At 65.7% G+C, this 17,156-nt stretch carries 18 protein-coding genes; 9 read left to right on the forward strand and 9 right to left on the reverse strand.

Translation table 11 applies throughout. From position 1 onward, the window contains the following. Positions 1-135: 135 nt before the first annotated feature. The gene (locus BXA03_RS09025; protein WP_076506351.1) at positions 136-330 is read right to left on the reverse strand and encodes a hypothetical protein; all 195 of its coding nucleotides are present in this window, start codon (positions 328-330) and stop codon (positions 136-138) included. Between the two features lie 74 nt (positions 331-404). Here BXA03_RS09025 and BXA03_RS09030 point away from each other — a divergent pair, with 74 nt between their 5' ends. Next, a complete protein-coding gene (locus tag BXA03_RS09030; protein ID WP_076506353.1) occupies positions 405-620 on the forward strand; it encodes a hypothetical protein in 216 nt (71 codons plus the stop codon). Here BXA03_RS09030 and BXA03_RS09035 read toward each other — a convergent pair. After that, a complete protein-coding gene (locus BXA03_RS09035) occupies positions 569-1,006 on the reverse strand; it encodes a MerR family transcriptional regulator (RefSeq protein WP_076506356.1) in 438 nt (145 codons plus the stop codon). The two genes, BXA03_RS09030 and BXA03_RS09035, sit on opposite strands and share 52 nt — an antisense overlap. Before the next feature lie 54 nt (positions 1,007-1,060). Between BXA03_RS09035 and BXA03_RS09040 the strand changes: the two genes are divergently transcribed. After that, positions 1,061-1,828, forward strand: coding sequence for an alpha/beta fold hydrolase (locus BXA03_RS09040; protein ID WP_076506359.1), 768 nt, complete (start codon positions 1,061-1,063; stop codon positions 1,826-1,828). 301 nt (positions 1,829-2,129) lie between these two features. Here BXA03_RS09040 and BXA03_RS09045 read toward each other — a convergent pair whose 3' ends face one another. Beyond that, positions 2,130-3,440: a hypothetical protein gene (locus BXA03_RS09045; RefSeq protein WP_076506361.1), complete on the reverse strand. Its 1,311-nt coding sequence runs from the start codon at positions 3,438-3,440 to the stop codon at positions 2,130-2,132. 616 nt (positions 3,441-4,056) lie between these two features. Between BXA03_RS09045 and BXA03_RS09050 the strand changes: the two genes are divergently transcribed. The 3 genes from BXA03_RS09050 to BXA03_RS09060 all read left to right on the forward strand — a co-directional run bounded on the left by BXA03_RS09050 (position 4,057) and on the right by BXA03_RS09060 (position 7,894). Beyond that, positions 4,057-4,680: a tyrosine-type recombinase/integrase gene (locus BXA03_RS09050; RefSeq protein WP_076506771.1), complete on the forward strand. Its 624-nt coding sequence runs from the start codon at positions 4,057-4,059 to the stop codon at positions 4,678-4,680. Positions 4,681-5,072: 392 nt separating this feature from the next. Next, entirely contained in the window at positions 5,073-7,223 is a 2,151-nt protein-coding gene (locus tag BXA03_RS27160; protein WP_076506363.1) for an SEC-C metal-binding domain-containing protein, read from the forward strand. A 443-nt stretch (positions 7,224-7,666) separates the two neighbouring features. Continuing rightward, a complete protein-coding gene (locus tag BXA03_RS09060) occupies positions 7,667-7,894 on the forward strand; it encodes a hypothetical protein (RefSeq protein ID WP_076506365.1) in 228 nt (75 codons plus the stop codon). A gap of 72 nt (positions 7,895-7,966) precedes the next feature. On the opposite strand, the gene BXA03_RS09065 is transcribed toward BXA03_RS09060, so the two are convergent. Next, positions 7,967-8,749 carry an IclR family transcriptional regulator gene (locus BXA03_RS09065; protein ID WP_076506367.1) on the reverse strand — a complete coding sequence of 261 codons (783 nt, stop codon included), beginning with the start codon at positions 8,747-8,749 and terminating at the stop codon, positions 7,967-7,969. A 165-nt stretch (positions 8,750-8,914) separates the two neighbouring features. On the opposite strand from BXA03_RS09065, the gene BXA03_RS09070 reads away from it, so the two are divergent. From BXA03_RS09070 to BXA03_RS09085, 4 genes are read left to right on the forward strand one after another with little or no spacing between them, the layout of a single operon-like run. Further along, positions 8,915-9,919, forward strand: coding sequence for a TRAP transporter substrate-binding protein (locus BXA03_RS09070; protein WP_076506369.1), 1,005 nt, complete (start codon positions 8,915-8,917; stop codon positions 9,917-9,919). A 26-nt stretch (positions 9,920-9,945) separates the two neighbouring features. Continuing rightward, the gene (locus BXA03_RS09075) at positions 9,946-10,389 is read left to right on the forward strand and encodes a type II 3-dehydroquinate dehydratase (protein ID WP_076506371.1); all 444 of its coding nucleotides are present in this window, start codon (positions 9,946-9,948) and stop codon (positions 10,387-10,389) included. Between the two features lie 56 nt (positions 10,390-10,445). Further along, complete coding sequence (locus BXA03_RS09080; protein ID WP_076506373.1) at positions 10,446-11,033, forward strand: TRAP transporter small permease; 588 nt, start codon at positions 10,446-10,448, stop codon at positions 11,031-11,033. Beyond that, positions 11,030-12,310 (forward strand): TRAP transporter large permease, encoded by a 1,281-nt coding sequence (locus BXA03_RS09085; protein WP_076506375.1) that lies wholly within the window; start codon positions 11,030-11,032, stop codon positions 12,308-12,310. Before BXA03_RS09080 ends, BXA03_RS09085 begins: the two co-directional genes overlap by 4 nt. A gap of 31 nt (positions 12,311-12,341) precedes the next feature. Here BXA03_RS09085 and BXA03_RS09090 read toward each other — a convergent pair whose 3' ends face one another. The 5 genes from BXA03_RS09090 to BXA03_RS09110 all read right to left on the reverse strand — a co-directional run bounded on the left by BXA03_RS09090 (position 12,342) and on the right by BXA03_RS09110 (position 17,153). Then, positions 12,342-13,028 carry a GntR family transcriptional regulator gene (locus BXA03_RS09090; protein WP_076506377.1) on the reverse strand — a complete coding sequence of 229 codons (687 nt, stop codon included), beginning with the start codon at positions 13,026-13,028 and terminating at the stop codon, positions 12,342-12,344. A gap of 62 nt (positions 13,029-13,090) precedes the next feature. Beyond that, positions 13,091-14,545 (reverse strand): dihydropyrimidinase, encoded by a 1,455-nt coding sequence (gene hydA / locus BXA03_RS09095; RefSeq protein ID WP_076506379.1) that lies wholly within the window; start codon positions 14,543-14,545, stop codon positions 13,091-13,093. 13 nt (positions 14,546-14,558) lie between these two features. Further along, positions 14,559-15,290 (reverse strand): amino acid ABC transporter permease, encoded by a 732-nt coding sequence (locus BXA03_RS09100; RefSeq protein WP_076506382.1) that lies wholly within the window; start codon positions 15,288-15,290, stop codon positions 14,559-14,561. Positions 15,291-15,376: 86 nt separating this feature from the next. Further along, a complete protein-coding gene (locus tag BXA03_RS09105) occupies positions 15,377-16,201 on the reverse strand; it encodes an ABC transporter substrate-binding protein (protein WP_076506383.1) in 825 nt (274 codons plus the stop codon). A 55-nt stretch (positions 16,202-16,256) separates the two neighbouring features. Continuing rightward, on the reverse strand, positions 16,257-17,153 hold the full coding sequence (locus BXA03_RS09110) for a dihydrodipicolinate synthase family protein (protein WP_076506384.1): 897 nt from the start codon (positions 17,151-17,153) through the stop codon (positions 16,257-16,259). Positions 17,154-17,156 lie beyond the last annotated feature (3 nt).

Below are 17,156 nucleotides of genomic sequence, written 5' to 3' on the forward strand. Positions count from 1 at the left end.
GCCCGATGCATGTGTTTTAACTGTCTCATAGTTATTTTCTTGACTGAGCCGAAGCATTTGGGCGCAGCCCAAGGCACCGCACGCTGAACGTGCGCGCCACGACGCGCCGCGGTGCGGGTCGCGCCCGGAAGGGGCTCAACCCCGACCCGGCGCCTCGATGGGCGCGAGCCAGCGCGACGCGGCCTGGCTGGGGGCCAGCGCCCTCAACTGCGTGTCGTGCGCGATCTCGCGCGCGGTCGCCTCCAGCTCAATGGGGTCGACGGTGCGCCAGTACAGCTGGAGGCGGTGTGCGCAGGCCGCGATCCAGGTTTCGTCGTCTTGGGTGTTCATTCCGCCAGTCTAGCCAAACACTGTACATTTGCACAGTATTCGGCAACCCTTGTTGACATTTCCCCGACCCTCCCATGAGCCTCTTCGGACACCCCACCCTGCTGCGCGTGCCCGCCTGGTACAGCGACCGCGTACAAGACGAGATCGTGCTGCCGCTCCCGCCAGAGGAATACGACGTCGCACCGGGCGAGGGCATCAATGGGCGGTGGGTGGTGACCAGCTCCAGCGGGGCCGTCGTCTACAACGGGATCGGGCCGGTGGAGGTGGTTCGGTCGGCGGCGCCGTTCTGACGGGCGCCGGCATGCGACGGCGGCGGGCCCTTGGCGTCCGTTTCGAGCCAGGCGATTTTCTGGTCGAGGAAGGCGAGCATCGCCTGCAGTTCGACAGCCCGTCCGCGCAATGTCTCGCGCTGCGCCGTCAGGGCCTGGAGCATCCGCGCGTGCCCGCCACCCGAGCGCCGCTCCCCGATGAGCAGCTTGATCTCCGGAAGCGAGAGCCCCAACGCCTGGCCGGCCTGGATGGCCGAAAGCCGGCGCAGGTCGGATTCGGTGAAATCCAGGTAGGGCCGCGATGCGCCGACGGCGCCGCTGCGCGGCGTCAGCAGGCCTTCGCGCAGGTAGTGCCTCACGGTCGTCTGCTTGACGCCCGCGCGGCGTGCGAACTCAGCGATCCACATCGGTCATCTTCTCGGCTTGACTATGCACTCAACTGCATAGTTATAACCCCGGCCATGAACCACGCCGCGCCCCTTCTTCTGCTTCCCGGGCTGATGAACGATGCCCGAGTCTGGAGCCCGCTGACCACCGCCATCGCAGGAGAGCGCCCCGTGCACGTCGCACCGACGCATCTGCACGACAGCATCGCCGAGTCGGCCCGGGAGGCGATCGCGGCCATGCCCGCCGGCGCATTCGCGGTCGCCGGCTTCTCGTTGGGCGGGTATGTCGCGCAGGAGGTGTGCCGCCAGGCGGGCGACCGCATCGCTGGCCTGGGCCTGCTGGACACGGGCGCCCGCGCCGACACCGAGGAAGTGAAGCGGTCCCGGCAAAGAATGATCCAGGCCGCGGAGGGCGGCGAAGGCGCGGACCCGGCCACCTTCGCCCAGGTCGCCCAAGGCTTTGCCGCAAGGATCGTTCACGCGTCCAGACTGCAGGACCGCGAACTGCTGCACCTGCTGTTCGACATGGCTTCGGCGGTGGGAAGCGAGGGCTTTGTCCGGCAGCAACGGGCGGCCATGAACCGGGTGGACACGCGTGACCTGCTGCCGTGCGTGCACGCCCCCGCCGTCGTCATCTGTGGCCGTGAGGACCAGGTCACGCCCTTCAGCCTGAGCCAGGAGATGGCGTCACTTCTGCCGAAGGCCGAGCTTGTGGCGGTGGCCGAGGCGGGGCATATGTCGATCCTGGAGAGGCCTGCGATGGTGGTTGGGGCGCTGGTGCGGTGGCTGGGGCGGGTTGACGATGCGGCTGGGCGCCGCGGTAGTGGGGCAGCCGCGGTGTGAGAGCGGCTGCGTTTGGTCTACGCGAGCCGTTCGTTTGGAAGTTGTGAATGGCCGCTTTGCAGCGGTTGCGGTCGGTGGTCGGCGCGACTTCAACGCACGGTCACTTCCACGCAGCAGTCATTGGCCTAGCGCTGATCGCGTACGCTCAATGACCGCTGATGGATGTGCAGCCGACGTCGGGCGCGCCGGGGCGCGCTGAGGTCGCGCAAGCGACCGCTGTCTCCAGCGGCGAACTGGTACTCACGACCCGGAGCTGTCATACGTTGCAGCCATCTCGCAACCCCGAAGCAGTCGTAAAACTTCAGGGTTCAGCGGCAGCCGGAGGCGGGCAGCCAACTGTGGCGGCTCCGTGTAAAGGTGGCCTCGGAGGCCCCACGAAAAAGTGCAGCTCGGGCAAGAACTGGCGATCGAAGAAGTCGGAGATCAACTCCCGATTGCCATCCCAATCTGGTTGGCCGTACATGGACGCGATGTCGAGATACTTCTCAGCGGCACGCCAATTTCCCATCTTTCCCGCAAGTGCAGCCACCTCGTTTACGACGTACCTCACGACATCCCGATCGCGCCCGAACCCCCATTTGTAGGCGGACTGATAGCGCTCAAAGGCCTCCCCATGCCTTGCATTCAGCACAAGGTAGCGGCCCCACAGCCACTCGAGGGTGTGCCGTGTTTGGTCAGCGATCGGCTCCCAGGTCACTCGCTGCCGCTCCAGCATTTCTTCAATGAGAAAAGGATCTCGTGGAACGTCCGGCCTGTAGAGCGCCTCCCTGATCTTCCCGAACGGCCTGTCCGCTCCGATGTTCAGTTTCGTGCCGGCGTGCCACCCGACGGCCTTCCGGATTTCGTGGAACTGCTCAGTGACTGGCGCGGTCGGTTCGTACATGACCCGATTCAGGATGTGCTTGCGGTGCTCAAGCGACGTTTTCGCCAGCAGGCGAGCCACCAAAACCCACTGTCGGGCTCCAGCGTCGTGGGACATACCAAGAGCCTCCAAGATGTCATTGCAGGACTCCAGCGAAGGGACGTAGGCGCCGTTGAGCCATTCGCGGAGAGTCTGTTCGCAGTTCTCCGAGTCGATCTCGTGGCGTTCTGCGCGGAAACTCCAGATCAGCCGGTGGTCTGCGGCACCTCTTACGCAAAGCCCTTTAAGGAACCTGGCGAAGGGGGCCTTGTCTTCCAAAAGGGACTTCAAATCCGTCACATGGAAGATGGTGTCCAGCGGATGAAGACACGACGCAGCTGCCGCCGAAAACATTGTTGGCCATAGGATCTGCTCTACGACCTCCTCTCGCGTCAGGAGAGTTACATCCGCGTCGCCGATAGTCAATGCATAGTGCTCAAGAGCGCGGCGGATTTGCGAGAACGTGAGGTTTGCGTACATCGCACTGTTCGTGTACTTGGCGAGGCGACTCTCCAGCTCTACCAAAATTTCAAGCGGGAGTGCAGCAGGACGCAGCGCAGGCCTCTTTCTGTCGTCTTTGAGCGCCTTTAGGTCTGCGTAAAGCTTGCTGTCCTCATCGGCGTTCGAGGACACCAAGCCGCTTCGGATAGCGCATTCATGGACGATCTCACCCAGGAGGGGGAACGGCGTGACGGGGAAGACTTTTTTCATCGGATTGGTCGATTCGGGGCTCGGCAGAGCCCCGTACGTACATCACTTATGCTTGAGGGCGCGCTGATTCTGGGCGGCGGCCCTTGCTGCGCGAGCCTCAAAGCCGCCCGCAGGGACTTGCCCGCTCCCCTTGTGCGAAGCGGCCTTGTAGATTCTGGCGACGGCCTTGGTCGTCATGGGAGCAGACTTCGCGGTGATTGCTGTTTTCGGTCTAGACATACTCAATCCTTTCGTTGGTTCGCCGCACATGCGACGTGACGAAGCGTAGGGAATGAGTTCACAGCCGTCAGGGGGGGAACTTCGGAAAGTTGCCGAGTTCACTTCGTGGGAAGCTGCCCGACCCGAAAGCCGATGCTGGTGACAGGCAACTTATGGCCGGGACGGGCCGATGAGAGGCCCAGAGTCGTCGCCGCAAACCTGACCTTCGGGCGCTCGCCGCGACCAAACTTTCGAGCGCAGGGCGATCGGCCGCTTATGGCCGGCAGTGTGAGTAGCTGCCTTGACCCGAAAGCGGCCCTCCAGTCTGGTTCGCGATGGGGTTGTGTTGACGCAGGGCAAGGACTTCGATGCTCAGTCGGCGCATCTTGTATGGCCCTCAACTCGATGGGAGACCATCATGGGCACCACAGGCAGCAATGCTCATCGCGAGCCTTGGAACAAAGGCAAGATCGTCGGGCAGAAAGCCCCGTTCAAGCCCAAGGACATCTGGGCTCTCCGCGTCCGATTCCAGATGGAGCACCGAGTGCGGGAACTCGCGCTGTTCAATCTGGGAATCGACAGCAAGCTGCGCGGGTGCGATCTCGTCGCGCTGAAGGTCCGCGACATCTGTCATGGTGACCAGGTTGCCACGCGAGCCATCGTCTTGCAGCACAAGACCCAGCGCCCGGTCCAGTTCGAAATCACGCTGGCCACCCGGGAAGCCTTACAGGCGTGGATCAAGCAGGCTGACCTGAAGTCGGATGACTTCCTCTTCCCCAGCCGGCTCCATGACTCACCCCACCTCGGCACCCGCCAGTACGCCCGGATCCTCGGACACTGGGTCGACGAGCTCGGCCTGGACCGCGCCGACTACGGGACGCATTCGATGCGCAGGACGAAGGCCACGCTAATCTACCGGCGCACCAAGAACCTTCGCGCCGTCCAACTGCTGCTGGGCCACTCCAAGCTGGAGTCGACAGTTCGATACCTCGGCATCGAGGTTGATGACGCGCTCGAGATCTCTGAGCAAACAGAGATCTGATCCAACAGACCGCTGGCCACACACGCAAGGCGGACGTGGTCAGCTACGAATGGCTGCTGCCTGGCGTGCTGCGGGACTCACGCATTCGGCCACAACCAGCCGTTCGCGAATGTCAGCTGACCGGCTGCATCCACATCTCGAAGAGGATGGATGAACGGCCACGAAAGTTCCAAGGGACGAACTGCTTCGCTTGTGGGATGACCGGCTTTTGCGACGTACTTGCGGCTACAGCTAGAACCTTGCATTCCAGCAGCGGCGACGGCAGCGATAACTGGGCGTTGTCGCCTGCGATCTACCAGCACTTTAGGTGACCTACTGCTCCGTTAGGAAATGCGGACAATCGGCGGCGGCAGGGCCTCGTGGACAGGGCTCGCGAACCAAAGGGGAGAGCCATGAAGCAACCGCGGGAAGAGGCCAAGATTCTTGAGGACCTGGCAACGCTGGCCGCCTCGCCCGGATATGTTCACGCTGTAGCGCACCTCTGTCATCGCGACAACGTCATACACATCCAGGGCGAGTTGAAGCCGGCTGACATGGACCGGCTATTCAGCAAAGAGCGGCTAATTCGGACGGAACTGACGACGGTGATTGGCTTGATGGCTAAGAAGCCGTTGGACCTGTCGCCGCAGCCACCCGACGTGGTCCAGAAGTACGTCAGGAGCACTGATTTGCTGATGCGAGAACTGCACGAAGCCATGTCCTACCCGATGTTCGCGGCCATGATCGAGGCGGTGAAAGTCGGTGAGGCGCCGCCGGAGCCATGGCGCGGAGCGGGAATGCGAGAGCCCATCTTCTACGGCACAGAGTCGGCCTACGCCTTCCAGTACAGGGACTTCGTCCCTGAGAAGTACGGCGCAGATGACGCATGGCTGCAGAAGACCATGGGCTTCACCAGCGGCCAGGCGCGAGCCATCGCAAAGACGTTCTGTGACTTGATGGACGAGAAGGGAACGCGCCTCCTTGCGGACGCGCGAGTCGCCAAGGCTCCGCCTGCGACCTGGCTGCCCGCGTTCGAGTTCTCGGTGGACGAGGTTGTCTTCCGCAGCGGTGTCGCGAAGGACGTGGTGGATGCCTTCTTCCAGGCGCTCCTCTTTGCGGGGGACAACGCAGGGTTCAAGGAGGCCGGAGACTTCAACGAGGTCGCCGCTCGGCCGCTACTTCCTACCGACCGCGGAACCGTGCTCCTGTTCTCGCACTACGCGATTTACGAGGCCTTGTACGAGTCTCCGTTCTTCTGGATGTGGGATGACAAGACCTACCGGGCGACGGCTGCCAAGCATCGAGGCGCTTTCACCGAGAAGTTTGCTGCGCGCCGCCTGGCTGGTGTCTTCGGTCGCGAGCACGTTCACACGAACGTGAACCTGCATCGCGGTAAGGACATCGTGGGAGAGGCGGATGTCCTGGTCATCTACGGGGACCGACTCATCATCGTGCAGGCGAAGGCGAAGAAGCTGACCATCGCGGCTCGCAAGGGGAACGATAGTCAGCTCAAGGCGGACTTCGCCGCTGCCATCCAAGACTCGTATGACCAAGGCTGGACGTGCGCGAAAGAGATGCTCGCCGGCGGGTGCCGATTGGTGGACGACGAGGGGAACGAAGTCGCCCTTCCGGTGAACGTCAAGGAGGTCTTCCTGGTCAGCCTGGTGTCTGACCACTATCCGGCACTCGCCTTTCAGGCGAGCCAATCGCTGAAGTTCCAGACCACCGACGTCATTCGGCCTCCGTTCGTCATGGATGTGTTCCTTCTTGACACGTTGACGGAGATGTTGGCGACCCCGTTGCGGCTGTTGAGCTACGTGAAGCTGCGTGTGGACGTCGCGGACAAGCTGATGAGCGGGCACGAGTTGACTGTGCTCGGCTATCACCTGAGCAAGAACCTCTGGTTGGATGAGAAGAGCGACCTCGTCATACTCGACGACTCTCTCGCCCAGCCGATGGACGTGGCGATGCTGGTCCGCCGGGATAACCAGCCGGGCGACGACACCCCGGCTGGCATCCTCACGAAGATGCGCGGGACTCGGTACGAAAGCCTCATCAAGGAGCTCGAGGCAAGGGCAGACCCCGCTACTCTCGAACTCGGGTTCCACTTGCTGTCGATGGACGAGGAATCGTCCAGAAACGTGCATCGGCTGCTCGAGGCCGTCACGAGGAAGACCCAGGTTGACGGCCAGCGACACGACGTAACGCTCGCGTCGCGCACGCCCCCTTCCGGGGTCTGCTTCCACTGCAATCCCAAGCCATCCCTCGAAGCGATTGCAGTGTTAGAGAGGCACTGCGCCAAACGCAAGTACGAGCTGCGTGCACCTCAGTGGTTTGGTGTCTCCGTCGGCCCGGCCGGGGATGTCCAGTTCGGCGCTACGCTGGACTTCCCCTGGGAGGCCTCAGAGGAGATGGACAAACTCACCGAAGGCATGAAGGAGCCGCTGCTCGTGCGCGATGCCCTTCCCGGGTACGTGCGAGAGGCGGGGAAAATGAAGATCGGGCGAAACGACCCGTGCCACTGCGGCAGCGGACGCAAGTACAAGAAGTGCTGCTTGCCCTAGTCGGGGCATCCGGCATACCGAGGGCACCTGGTCGCGTCGATTCTTCTGGATCGAAGGTCGCTGTCGAATGGCTGCTTTTCGACGTTAAGACTGACCCCCTCGAAGACCGCTCCGGGTCGAACTGAGCCACTTGCTGTAAACAAGAGCGGTCGGTCGCGCCGGGCCTCAACCGTCGTAGCGGACGGGCGACCGGATTCGGGAATGAAGCAGTCGGTCGACGCCGCCGAGCGTCAGTGACCGGTGCTGGTGCGAGCGGTCATTCAGGCCCCAGGCTGCGACTGACTCAGATCAGTCTGAAGCAGACGCCTCCAACAGCAACTGAAATTGGAGCTTGAGCGCAATACCGGCCAGAATCTGCACAGGCTAAGCCGTCTCCGACCAAACGCGCACTGGGACAATTTGCCTAGTTCCCACCCGTTCCAACGACGTATCCAATCAGCCCGATGGAATGGGTCCCCGTCGCCTTCATCGCTCTGAAGGCCCTCGTCTTCGTCGCCACCATGTTCTTCGCCATCAAGTGGCATTACGAACAGGGTCAGAGCCTCAGCAAGCGGGCGCTGCTGCTCACGGCTGGCAAGGTGGCGGCCGTGTTCGTGGTGGTGCTGGCGGCTGTGCTGCTGCTCACCTTCGGCGTCGCTGCGGGGCTGGGTATGGAACTGCGGCTCCCCTGAGTCCGGCACTGCCGCGGAGCGCGTGTCGGCGGCGTGCGGCTTGGACCGCGCGTCCGTGCCCGCACCCGGGCGTCAGGCGCGCTTGCGGAACAGCGGCGATGCGCCGCTGGCCCGCGAGACGTCCTGCGCCGTCTCGAGCAGGGCGGGCCCCAACGCCTCCATGCGCTGCACCGTGAGCCGCACCGCGGGCCCCGCGATGGTGACGACGCCGATGGCCTTGCCGTCGGGTCCGGCCACCGGCGCAGCCATCGCGGTCATGCCCGGCGCAAACACTTCGTTGATCATGCTGAAACCGCGCTGGCGCGCCGACTTCACATAGGTCATCACGGCCTTGATGGAGGTGGGCGCCTTGGGGCCGAAATTCTTGGGGCTGCCCAGGCCGCGGCGCGCGACGATGGCCAGGGCCTCGTCGTCGTCCAGCGTCGACAGCCAGGCATGACCGGCCGCGCTGCACGAAAGCTCCACCGACAGGCCCATGTCCGGGTCGTAGCGCAGGCCGCGCACCGCACCCTGGGCCTTGGCCACGAAGGTGAGTTCCTCGCCATCGACCACGGCCAAACGCACCAGCTCGCCCGACGCCTCGGCCAGCCGCTCCAGCAGCGGCTGCGCCACGTCCACCACGCCCGAGCGGCTGAGGAAGGCCAGGCCCAGGGCCGCGAGCTTGATGGTGATCTGGTAGTGCCCATCGCGCTCGTCCTGCCGCACATGGCCGCAGCGCACCAGGTCCGACAGGATGCGGTGGGTGGCCGACAGCGGCAGCTGCAACTCGCTGGCAAGCACCGACAGCGCACATCCCTGCGGATGGTCGGCAAGGTATTCGAGCACCTTGAAGCTGCGTTCCATCACACCACTCATGTTCGGCTCCCGGCCGACAAGGGTCGGCGAATTTCTTGACGGCCGTGACTGTACCAAAGCGCCGAATAGATTTTCATTGTGGAAATTCTTTCCACATGTGCTTATGATCGCGCCGCCTGGCAGGCTGCACCGGCCGGCCACCGTCCAACCCTGATGGAGACAACCATGAAGAAATTCGTCCGAGCCTTTGTCGCCGCGGGCCTCGCGGCCGCGTTCGCCCTGCCCGCCCTGGCCCAGCAGGAGCGCGTGATCCGCTTCGGCCACCTCAACAACCCCGACCATCCGGTGAGCTTCGGCGTCAAGCGCTTCGCCGAACTGCTCGCGACCAAGAGCGGCGGCAAGATGAAGGTGCAGGAGTACCCGTCCAACCAACTGGGCAACGAGATGCAGCAGCAGGCCGCGCTGCAGGGCGGCGTGCAGCAGATGTCGGCGCCCGCCACCACCTCGCTCGCGGGCATCGTCAAGGAATTCGGCCTGGTGGACTTTCCCTTCTCGGTGGCCACCTTCGCGCAGGCCGACGCTCTGCTCGATGGGCCCCTGGGCCAGGCGCTGATCGCCAAGCTGCCCGAGAAGGGCCTGGTGGCGCTGGGCTACTGGGACCTGGGCTTTCGCAACGTGACCAACAGCCGCCAGCCCATCACCAAGCCGGAAGACCTGGAGGGTCTGAAGATCCGCGTGATCCCGAACCCGGTGTTCCTCGACACCTTCAAGGCCTTCAAGGCCAACCCCGTGCCCCTGCCCTTCGCCGAGCTGTACGGCGCGCTCGAGTCCAAGGCCGTGGACGGCCAGGAAAACCCCTTCTCGGTGATCCTGTCCAACAAGTTCTACGAGGTGCAGAAGTTCGTCAGCGCCACCAACCATGTGTATGCCGCCAACATCGTGCTGGTGAGCAAGAAGTTCTGGGACCAGCTCACGCCGCAGGAGCAGAAGTGGATGCGCGAGGCCGCGGACGAGTCGCGCGGCTACCAGCGCCAGGTCAGCCGCGCCGCCGCGCAGAAGGCCCTGGGCGAACTGCAGGCCAAGGGCGCGCAGTTCAATGAACTCGGCGCCGACCAGCAGGCCCGCATGCGCCAGATCGCCCAGCCGGTGATCGACAAGTTCGCCGCGCAGTACGACCCCGCGATGGTCAAGCTCTACAAGGACGAGCTGGCCCGCATCCGCAAGCAGTGAACCCGGCCCACCGAATGAGCGCTTCCATGAACATCCTCGTCCTGCACGGACCCAACCTCAACCTGTTCGGCCGCCGCGAGCCGCACATCTACGGCACCACCACGCTGGCGGAGATCAACGCGCGCATCGCCGCCCTGGCCGAGGAGCTGGGCGTGCAGGTCCACACGCTGCAGTCCAACCACGAAGGCGCGCTGATCGACTTCCTGCACGAGCACATCGACAGCGCCCAGGGCGCGCTGGTCAACCCCGCCGGGCTGACGCAGCACGGCGTGCCGCTGCACGATGCCATCAAGGCCATGCCCTTCCCGGTGCTGGAGGTGCACATGTCCAACATCGCCGCCCGGGAAAGCTGGCGCGCGCATTCCATCATCTCGCCCGCCGTGCGCGGCACGGTCCAGGGGCTGGGGCCGCAGTCCTACCTGGCGGCGCTGCGCGGGCTGGTCGAGATCGTCCGCGAGGCCCGGCGCTGACGCCTGGCCCTCATACGGGGCGCGCCCGCCGCGGCGCGCCCCGCGAGATCCTCACCATGAATCGCTGGATCGACCGCGCCTGCCGCGCGGTGGAGAACCTGGTTGCGCTCATGCTGGCCGTGATGGTCGTGCTCGTGTTCGGCAACGTCGTGCTGCGCTATGGCTTCAACTCGGGCATCACGCTGTCCGAGGAAGTCTCGCGCTGGCTCTTCATCTGGATGACCTTCCTCGGCGCGCTGGTGGCGCTGCACGAGCGCGCCCACCTGGGCGTGGACATGGTCGTCGGCCGCCTTCCGCCCACGGGCAAGAAGCTGTGCCTGCTGCTGAGCCAGCTGCTGATGCTCTACATGCTCTGGCTGCTGCTGCAGGGCAGCATCGTGCAGACGCGCATCAACTGGGACGTGGAGGCGCCGGTGACCGGCCTGTCCATGGCCATCGTCTACAGCGTGGGCATCGTGTTCGCCGTCGGCGGCGGGCTGCTGCTGCTGATCGACATCGGACGGCTGCTCACCGGTCGCCTGCGCGAGGACGAACTCGTCGCCGTGCAGGAATCGGAAGAGGCCGCGGCCCTGGCGCAGGTGCTGGGCCATGCCCAGGCATCGCAGGCCGGACAGAACCCACATCACCCGGAGGGCCGGCCATGACGCTGACCGTGTTCATCGGATCGCTGCTGCTGGCCATGGCCATCGGCATGCCGATCTCCTTCGCGCTGCTGGCCAGCGGTGTGGCCCTCATGTGGCAGCTGGACCTGTTCGACGCGCAGATCCTCACGCAGAACCTCATCGGCGGCGCCGACAGCTTTCCGCTGCTGGCGGTGCCCTTCTTCATGCTCGCTGGCGAGATCATGAACGTGGGCGGCCTCTCCAAACGCATCGTCAACCTGGCACTCGCGCTGGTGGGCCATGTCCGCGGCGGCCTGGGCTACGTGACCATCATGGCCGGCTGCCTGCTGTCGGCCCTGTCGGGCTCGGCCGTGGCCGATGCGGCGGCGCTCACGGCACTGCTGCTGCCCATGATGACCGCCGCCGGCCACGACAAGGCCCGCGCAGGCGGCCTGATCGCGGCCACCGGCATCATCGGGCCGGTCATCCCGCCCAGCATCGGGCTGGTGATCTTCGGCGTGGCGGCCAATGTGTCGATCTCCAAGCTCTTCCTCGCGGCCATCGCACCGGGCCTGATGATCGGCGGCGCGCTGTGGATCACATGGGCCTGGCTGGCGCGCCGCGAGAAGGTGGCGCCCCCGCCGCGCAAGAGTGGCCGCGAGATCCTGTTGGCGGCGCGTGAGGCGGGCTGGGCGCTGCTGCTGCCGGTGATCATCCTGGTCGGCCTGCGCATGGGCGTGTTCACACCGACCGAGGCGGCGGTCGTGGCCGCGGTGTACGCCTTTGCCGTGGCGACCTTCGTCTACCGCGAGCTGAACTTCCGCCAGTTGCGCGACGTGTTCGTCTCCGCGGCCAAGACCAGCGCTGTCGTGATGTTCCTGATCGCGGCGGCGATGGTCAGCGCCTGGTTGATCACGGTGGCAGACCTGCCGTCGAAGGTGGTGGCGCTGCTGGAGCCCTTCATGGGCAGCAAGGTGCTGCTGATGATCGGCATCATGCTGCTGGTGATGGTGGTGGGCACCGCGCTGGACATGACGCCGACCATCCTGATCCTCACGCCGGTGCTGATGCCGGTGGTGATCAAGGCGGGCATCGACCCCGTCTACTTCGGCGTGATGTTCATCATCAACAACTCCATCGGCCTCATCACGCCGCCGGTGGGTGTGGTGCTGAACGTGGTGGCGGGCGTGGGGCGCATGAAGATGGACGAGGTCACGCGCGGTGTGCTGCCCTTCATGGCCGCGGAGTTCGCCATCATGTTCGTGATGGTGCTGTTCCCGCAGCTGGTGATCGTGCCCGCACGCTGGTTCGGCGGCTAGCGCGCGGCGGCCGACGGGCCGGTTTGCTCACTCAGTCGAGGATCGCGCGGCGCACGTCTTCCTGCAGGCTGCGCAGGTGCGCGCGCATCGCCTCGCGCGCGCGGTCGGCGTCGCGGCTGCGCAGCGCCTCCAGGATGCGGCCATGCTCGTCGTGGTTCTCGCGCTGCCGATGCAGCGGGCTGTGCAGGCGGAAGAGCCGCGCATTCACCCGCAGCTCTTCCACCAGCCGCGGGAACACCACGTTGCCGCTGGCCCCGGCCAGGAAGAGGTGCAGCTTGTCGTCGAAATGCCAGTGCGCCGTCTCGTCGTGCTCGCCCTCGTCCAGGGCGCGCACCTCGGCCTCGAGCGCATCGAGTTCCTCGTTGGAGATACGCGGTGCCGCCAGCGCAATGGCCTCGCCCTCGATCACCTCGCGCGCGCGCATGCAGTCGAAATATTCCTTGGTGCCCAAAGCCCGCACTGCATATGAGCGCGCGTCGCGCCGCACCAGCAGGCCCTCGCCAGCCAGGCGCACCAGGGCCTCGCGCATGGGGGTGCGGGAGATGCCCAGCTCTTCGGCCAGCCGGCCTTCCTGCAGCGGGCTGCCGCCGGAGATCTTGCGGTCGAGGATGAGCATGCGCAGCCGGTCGTAGGCCTGCTCGGCCAGGCTGGTCGAACGCACCTCGAGCGGCGTGATCGTGATGGTGGCCGGCTGGGCGGGGCTGGGCAGGGTGGGCATGCGGAACGACGTGGCGCGAAGGTCAAAAGCTTAGCAGGCCGACACAGGGACGGAATGGACGGTCAGAGCCACTTCTCGAGTGGATTGCCGTCGCGCGGCGCGCGTGGCCGCAGGCAGGGCAGGAACAGGCCCGAGCCCGGCGCGGCATCGAAGCGGCCGTCGTGCCACACCAGACGGCCCCGCGAGACGGTGGTTGCGGGCCAGGCGCGCAGCTTCATGCCTTCGTAGGGCGTGTAGTCGGCCGCGTGGTGGAGCATGTCGTTGCGGATCGTGCGCTCCTCGCCGGGCGCGAACTGGTCCCAGATGACGAGGTCCGCATCGCCGCCCACGGCGATGGTGCCCTTGCGCGGGTACAGGCCGTACAGCCGTGCCGGGTTGGTGGAGGTCAGCTCCACGAAGCGATGGATGTCGATGCGCCCAGCCATCACGCCTTCGCTCATCAGCAGTGGCAGGCGCGTCTCCACGCCCGGGATGCCGTTGGGTATGCGGTCGAAGGACGCATCGTCTCCCGCCACGCGCTTGCCGTCGGGCCCGTTCATGTTGAAGGGCGCATGGTCGGACGAGACGATGGTGAACAGCCCGCTGGAAAGGCCGTTCCAGATGAACTGCTGGTTGGCCTTGTCGCGCGGCGGCGGGCTGCAGATGCAGCGGGCGCCGTGCATCGGGTCGTTCTCGTCGATGCCCAGGTCCTCGGCGCTCAGGAACAGGTACTGCGGGCAGGTCTCCGCATGGATCGGCAGGCCCCGCCCCCGCGCCCAGTGGATCTGCTCCACCGCCTCGCGGCCAGATACGTGCACGATCAGGATGGGCGTGTCGATCAGTTCCGCTAGGGCGATGGCGCGGTGCGTGGCTTCGCGCTCCACGGCCATGGGCCGCGAGGCCGCGTGGTAGCGCGGCGCGGTGAGGCCGGCGTCGAGCAGCTGTTCGGTGAGCCAGGCGATGCAGTCGCTGTTTTCCGCATGGATCATGGTCATCGCACCATGGCGGCGGGCCGTGGCCAGCACCTCGATGATCTGGCGGTCGCCCAGCTTCAGGTCGTCGTAGGTCATGTAGATCTTGAAGGAGGTGTAGCCCTTCTCGATCAGCTGCGGCAGCTCGCGCTGCGTCACGTCCTTGGTGGCGTCGGCCACGATGAGGTGGAAGGCGTAGTCGATGCAGGCCTTGCCTTCGGCACGGCGGTGGTAGTCGTCCACCGCCGCCTGGATGCTGTGGCCGCGCTGCTGCAGCGCGAAGGGCAGCACGGTGGTGGTGCCGCCGCAGGCGGCGGAGCGGGTGCCGGTCTCGAAGTCGTCGGCGAACTTCGAGCCGTCGCTGGTGGGCTGGTCGAAGTGGCAGTGCCCGTCCACGCCACCCGGCGTGACCAGGCGACCGGCGGCATCGAGCTCGCGGGCGGCGCTGCCTTCGAGGTCCTGCGCGATGGCGGTGATCCGCCCATTCTTCACGCCGATGTCGGCACGGTAGCGGTCGCCGACGGTGGCGATGTCCGCGTTGCGGACGATGAGGTCGTAGTGGGCCATGGTGGGGTGGACCTCAGCGCTGCTCGAGTGCGGCCTCGCCGGGCACGGGTCCGTGCGACCTGGACTCGGTGCCATGCCCGTAGGCGCGGCCGAAGTGGCGCTCGATGCGGCGCTGAAGCAGGTCCCAGGCCGTGGTCATGAGCAGGTAATAGATGGCCGCGACCAGGAACAGCTCCAGCACCATGAACTTCTCCTGGATCAGCACCTGCGTGCGGCGCAGCAGCTCTTCCATGGAGATGACCGAGGTGACGGAGGTGGTCTTGAGCAGCCCGTTGATGCTGTTGCCCAGCGTCGGGATGATGAGCCGCATGGCCTGCGGCAGCACGACGTAGCGCATGGTCTGCGCCCCCGTGAAGCCCATCGCCCGCGCGGCATTGGTCTGCCCGGCCGGGATCGACTGGATGCCACCGCGCACGATCTCGGCCAGGTAGGCCGCCTCGTTGAGGATCAGCCCCAGCAGCGCCGATTCGATCACCGACAGCTTCAGGCCCATCTGCGGCAGGCCGGTGTAGATGATGATGAGCTGCACCAGCAGCGGCGTGCCGCGGAACACCCAGATGTAGAAGTGCGCGGGCGCCGACAGCCAGCCATGGCGCGACAGCCGCGCCAGCGCCAGCGCGCAGCCCAGGAGCAGGCCGCCCGCGATGGCGGCCAGCGTCAGCCACAGGGTCGTCACCGCGCCCTGGAGGATGTAGGGGTTGAACAAGTAGTCGGCGAATCCCGACCAGCTCCAGCCTTGGCCCATGTGGCGTCCTTCGTGTCGCTTCGATGGCACCCCTGCGGGGGGTGCGCTTCAGGCCCGTCCCGGCGCGGGACGGGTGTCCTGCCCTGTCAGGCCGCCGGTCCCTTGACGACCACGGGGCCGTCGATCGGCTTCACGCCGTACTGGTCGAACAGCTTCTGGAAGCTGCCGTCGGCCTTCATGTCGTTGAGCACCTTGGCCACGGCATTGGCCAGCTCCTTGTTCTTGGTGGCCAGCGCCACGGGCGTCGGGAACAGGCCCGACAGGACGCGGTCGAAGTCGCCGCGCTTCTGGTATTCGGCACCCGTGGAGTCGATCGACAGCGCCACCTCGACCTGGCCCGCGCGCAGCGACTGGAAGGCCATGGCGAAGTTCTCGAAGGTGCGGATGGTCATGCCCTTGAGGCCCTTGTCGGTGAGCGCCTTGTCGAGCTCGCGTGCCTTGCGCTCCTCGAAGCCGCCGATCTCCACGCCGATGGTCTTGCCCGACAGGTCCTCGGGCTTGGCGATCTTCAGCGGGTTGCCCTTGGCGGTGCTGATGCTGATGGCCTGGTCTTCGTACTGCAGCATCTGCATCAGCTTGGCGCGTTCCTCGGTGTAGAAGATGCCGGTGTTGATCAGGTCCCAGCGGCCGGCCTGCAGGCCCGGGATCATGGCCGAGAACTCGATGCGCACGTACTCGGGCGTCAGGCACAGGCGCTTGGCGATGGCTTCGCCCAGCTCCACGCGCATGCCTTTGAGCGCGCCGGTCTGGTCCACGAACTGCATCGGCGGCAGCGTCGGGTTGACCGACATGGTCAGCGTGCCCTTCTTCACCAGTGCCGAGTCGGGCACGGGCGACTTGCAGGTCTGGGCAGAGGCGAGGCCGGTGGCGAGCAGGGCCGCGGCGGCGACGGTGGCGAAGCGCAGTTTCATGGGAAGTCCTCGGGGCAGGTCGAAGTGAAGGGAATGGGGTGAGGCGCGGCGGTGCTCAGGCGGCGATGGAGTCGAGCAGGCCCAGGCGGTCGAGCTCGGCGCGCAGGTCGGCCCGGTCCTGGGGCGGCAGCGGCAGGCGCGGCGCACGGGGCTGGCCCACGGGCAGGCCCATCATGGCCAGGCCGTCCTTGGAGGCGGCGACATAGCGGTGGCCGCCGACCCAGCGCACGATGGGCAGGATCTTCTTGTAGAGCGCCAGGGCCGATTCCATGTCGCGCTCGTCGGCCACCAGCTCGAAGAGGCGTGCCGAGTCCTTCGGAATGAGGTTGGAGCACACGGCCACCCAGCCTTGCGCGCCGAGCCAGAAGGATTCGTAGCCCAGGATGCCGGCGAACACCGTCATGCGGTCGCCGCACAGCTCGATGATGTCCCGCACCCGGGTGACTTCGAGCGTGGACTCCTTGATGTACTGGCAGGCGTCGATGCGCGACAGGCGTGCCACCAGTTCGGGCTTGAGGTCCACATTGGCCGTGGCCGGGTTGTTGTAGACCATGATGGGGATGTCGATGGCCTCGCCCACCTTGCGGTAGTGCTCGAACAGCTCGTCGTCGGTGGGCGTGCTGTAGAAGGGCGGAATGATCATGACGCCGTCCGCACCCATGGTCTGGGCCTCGCGCGACAGGCGCACGCATTCGTCGGTCCATTCCGCGCCGGTGCCGATCAGCACGGGCACGCGTTTTGCTGCCGTCGACACGCAGGTCTCGATCACCAGATTGCGTTCCTCGGCGTCCAGCGACAGGAATTCGCCGGTGCTGCCCAGCGGGATCAGCCCGTGGATCCCCTGCTCGATCTGCCAGTTCACCAGCTTCTTCAAGGCCGGCACGTCCACATGCTTGCCGTCGGCGGTGAGAGGGGTGATGAGCACCGTATAGGTGCCACGGAACGCTGTCATGCC

It is taken from the genome of Pseudacidovorax sp. RU35E (genome assembly GCF_900156165.1).
Lineage (GTDB): Bacteria > Pseudomonadota > Gammaproteobacteria > Burkholderiales > Burkholderiaceae_C > Xenophilus.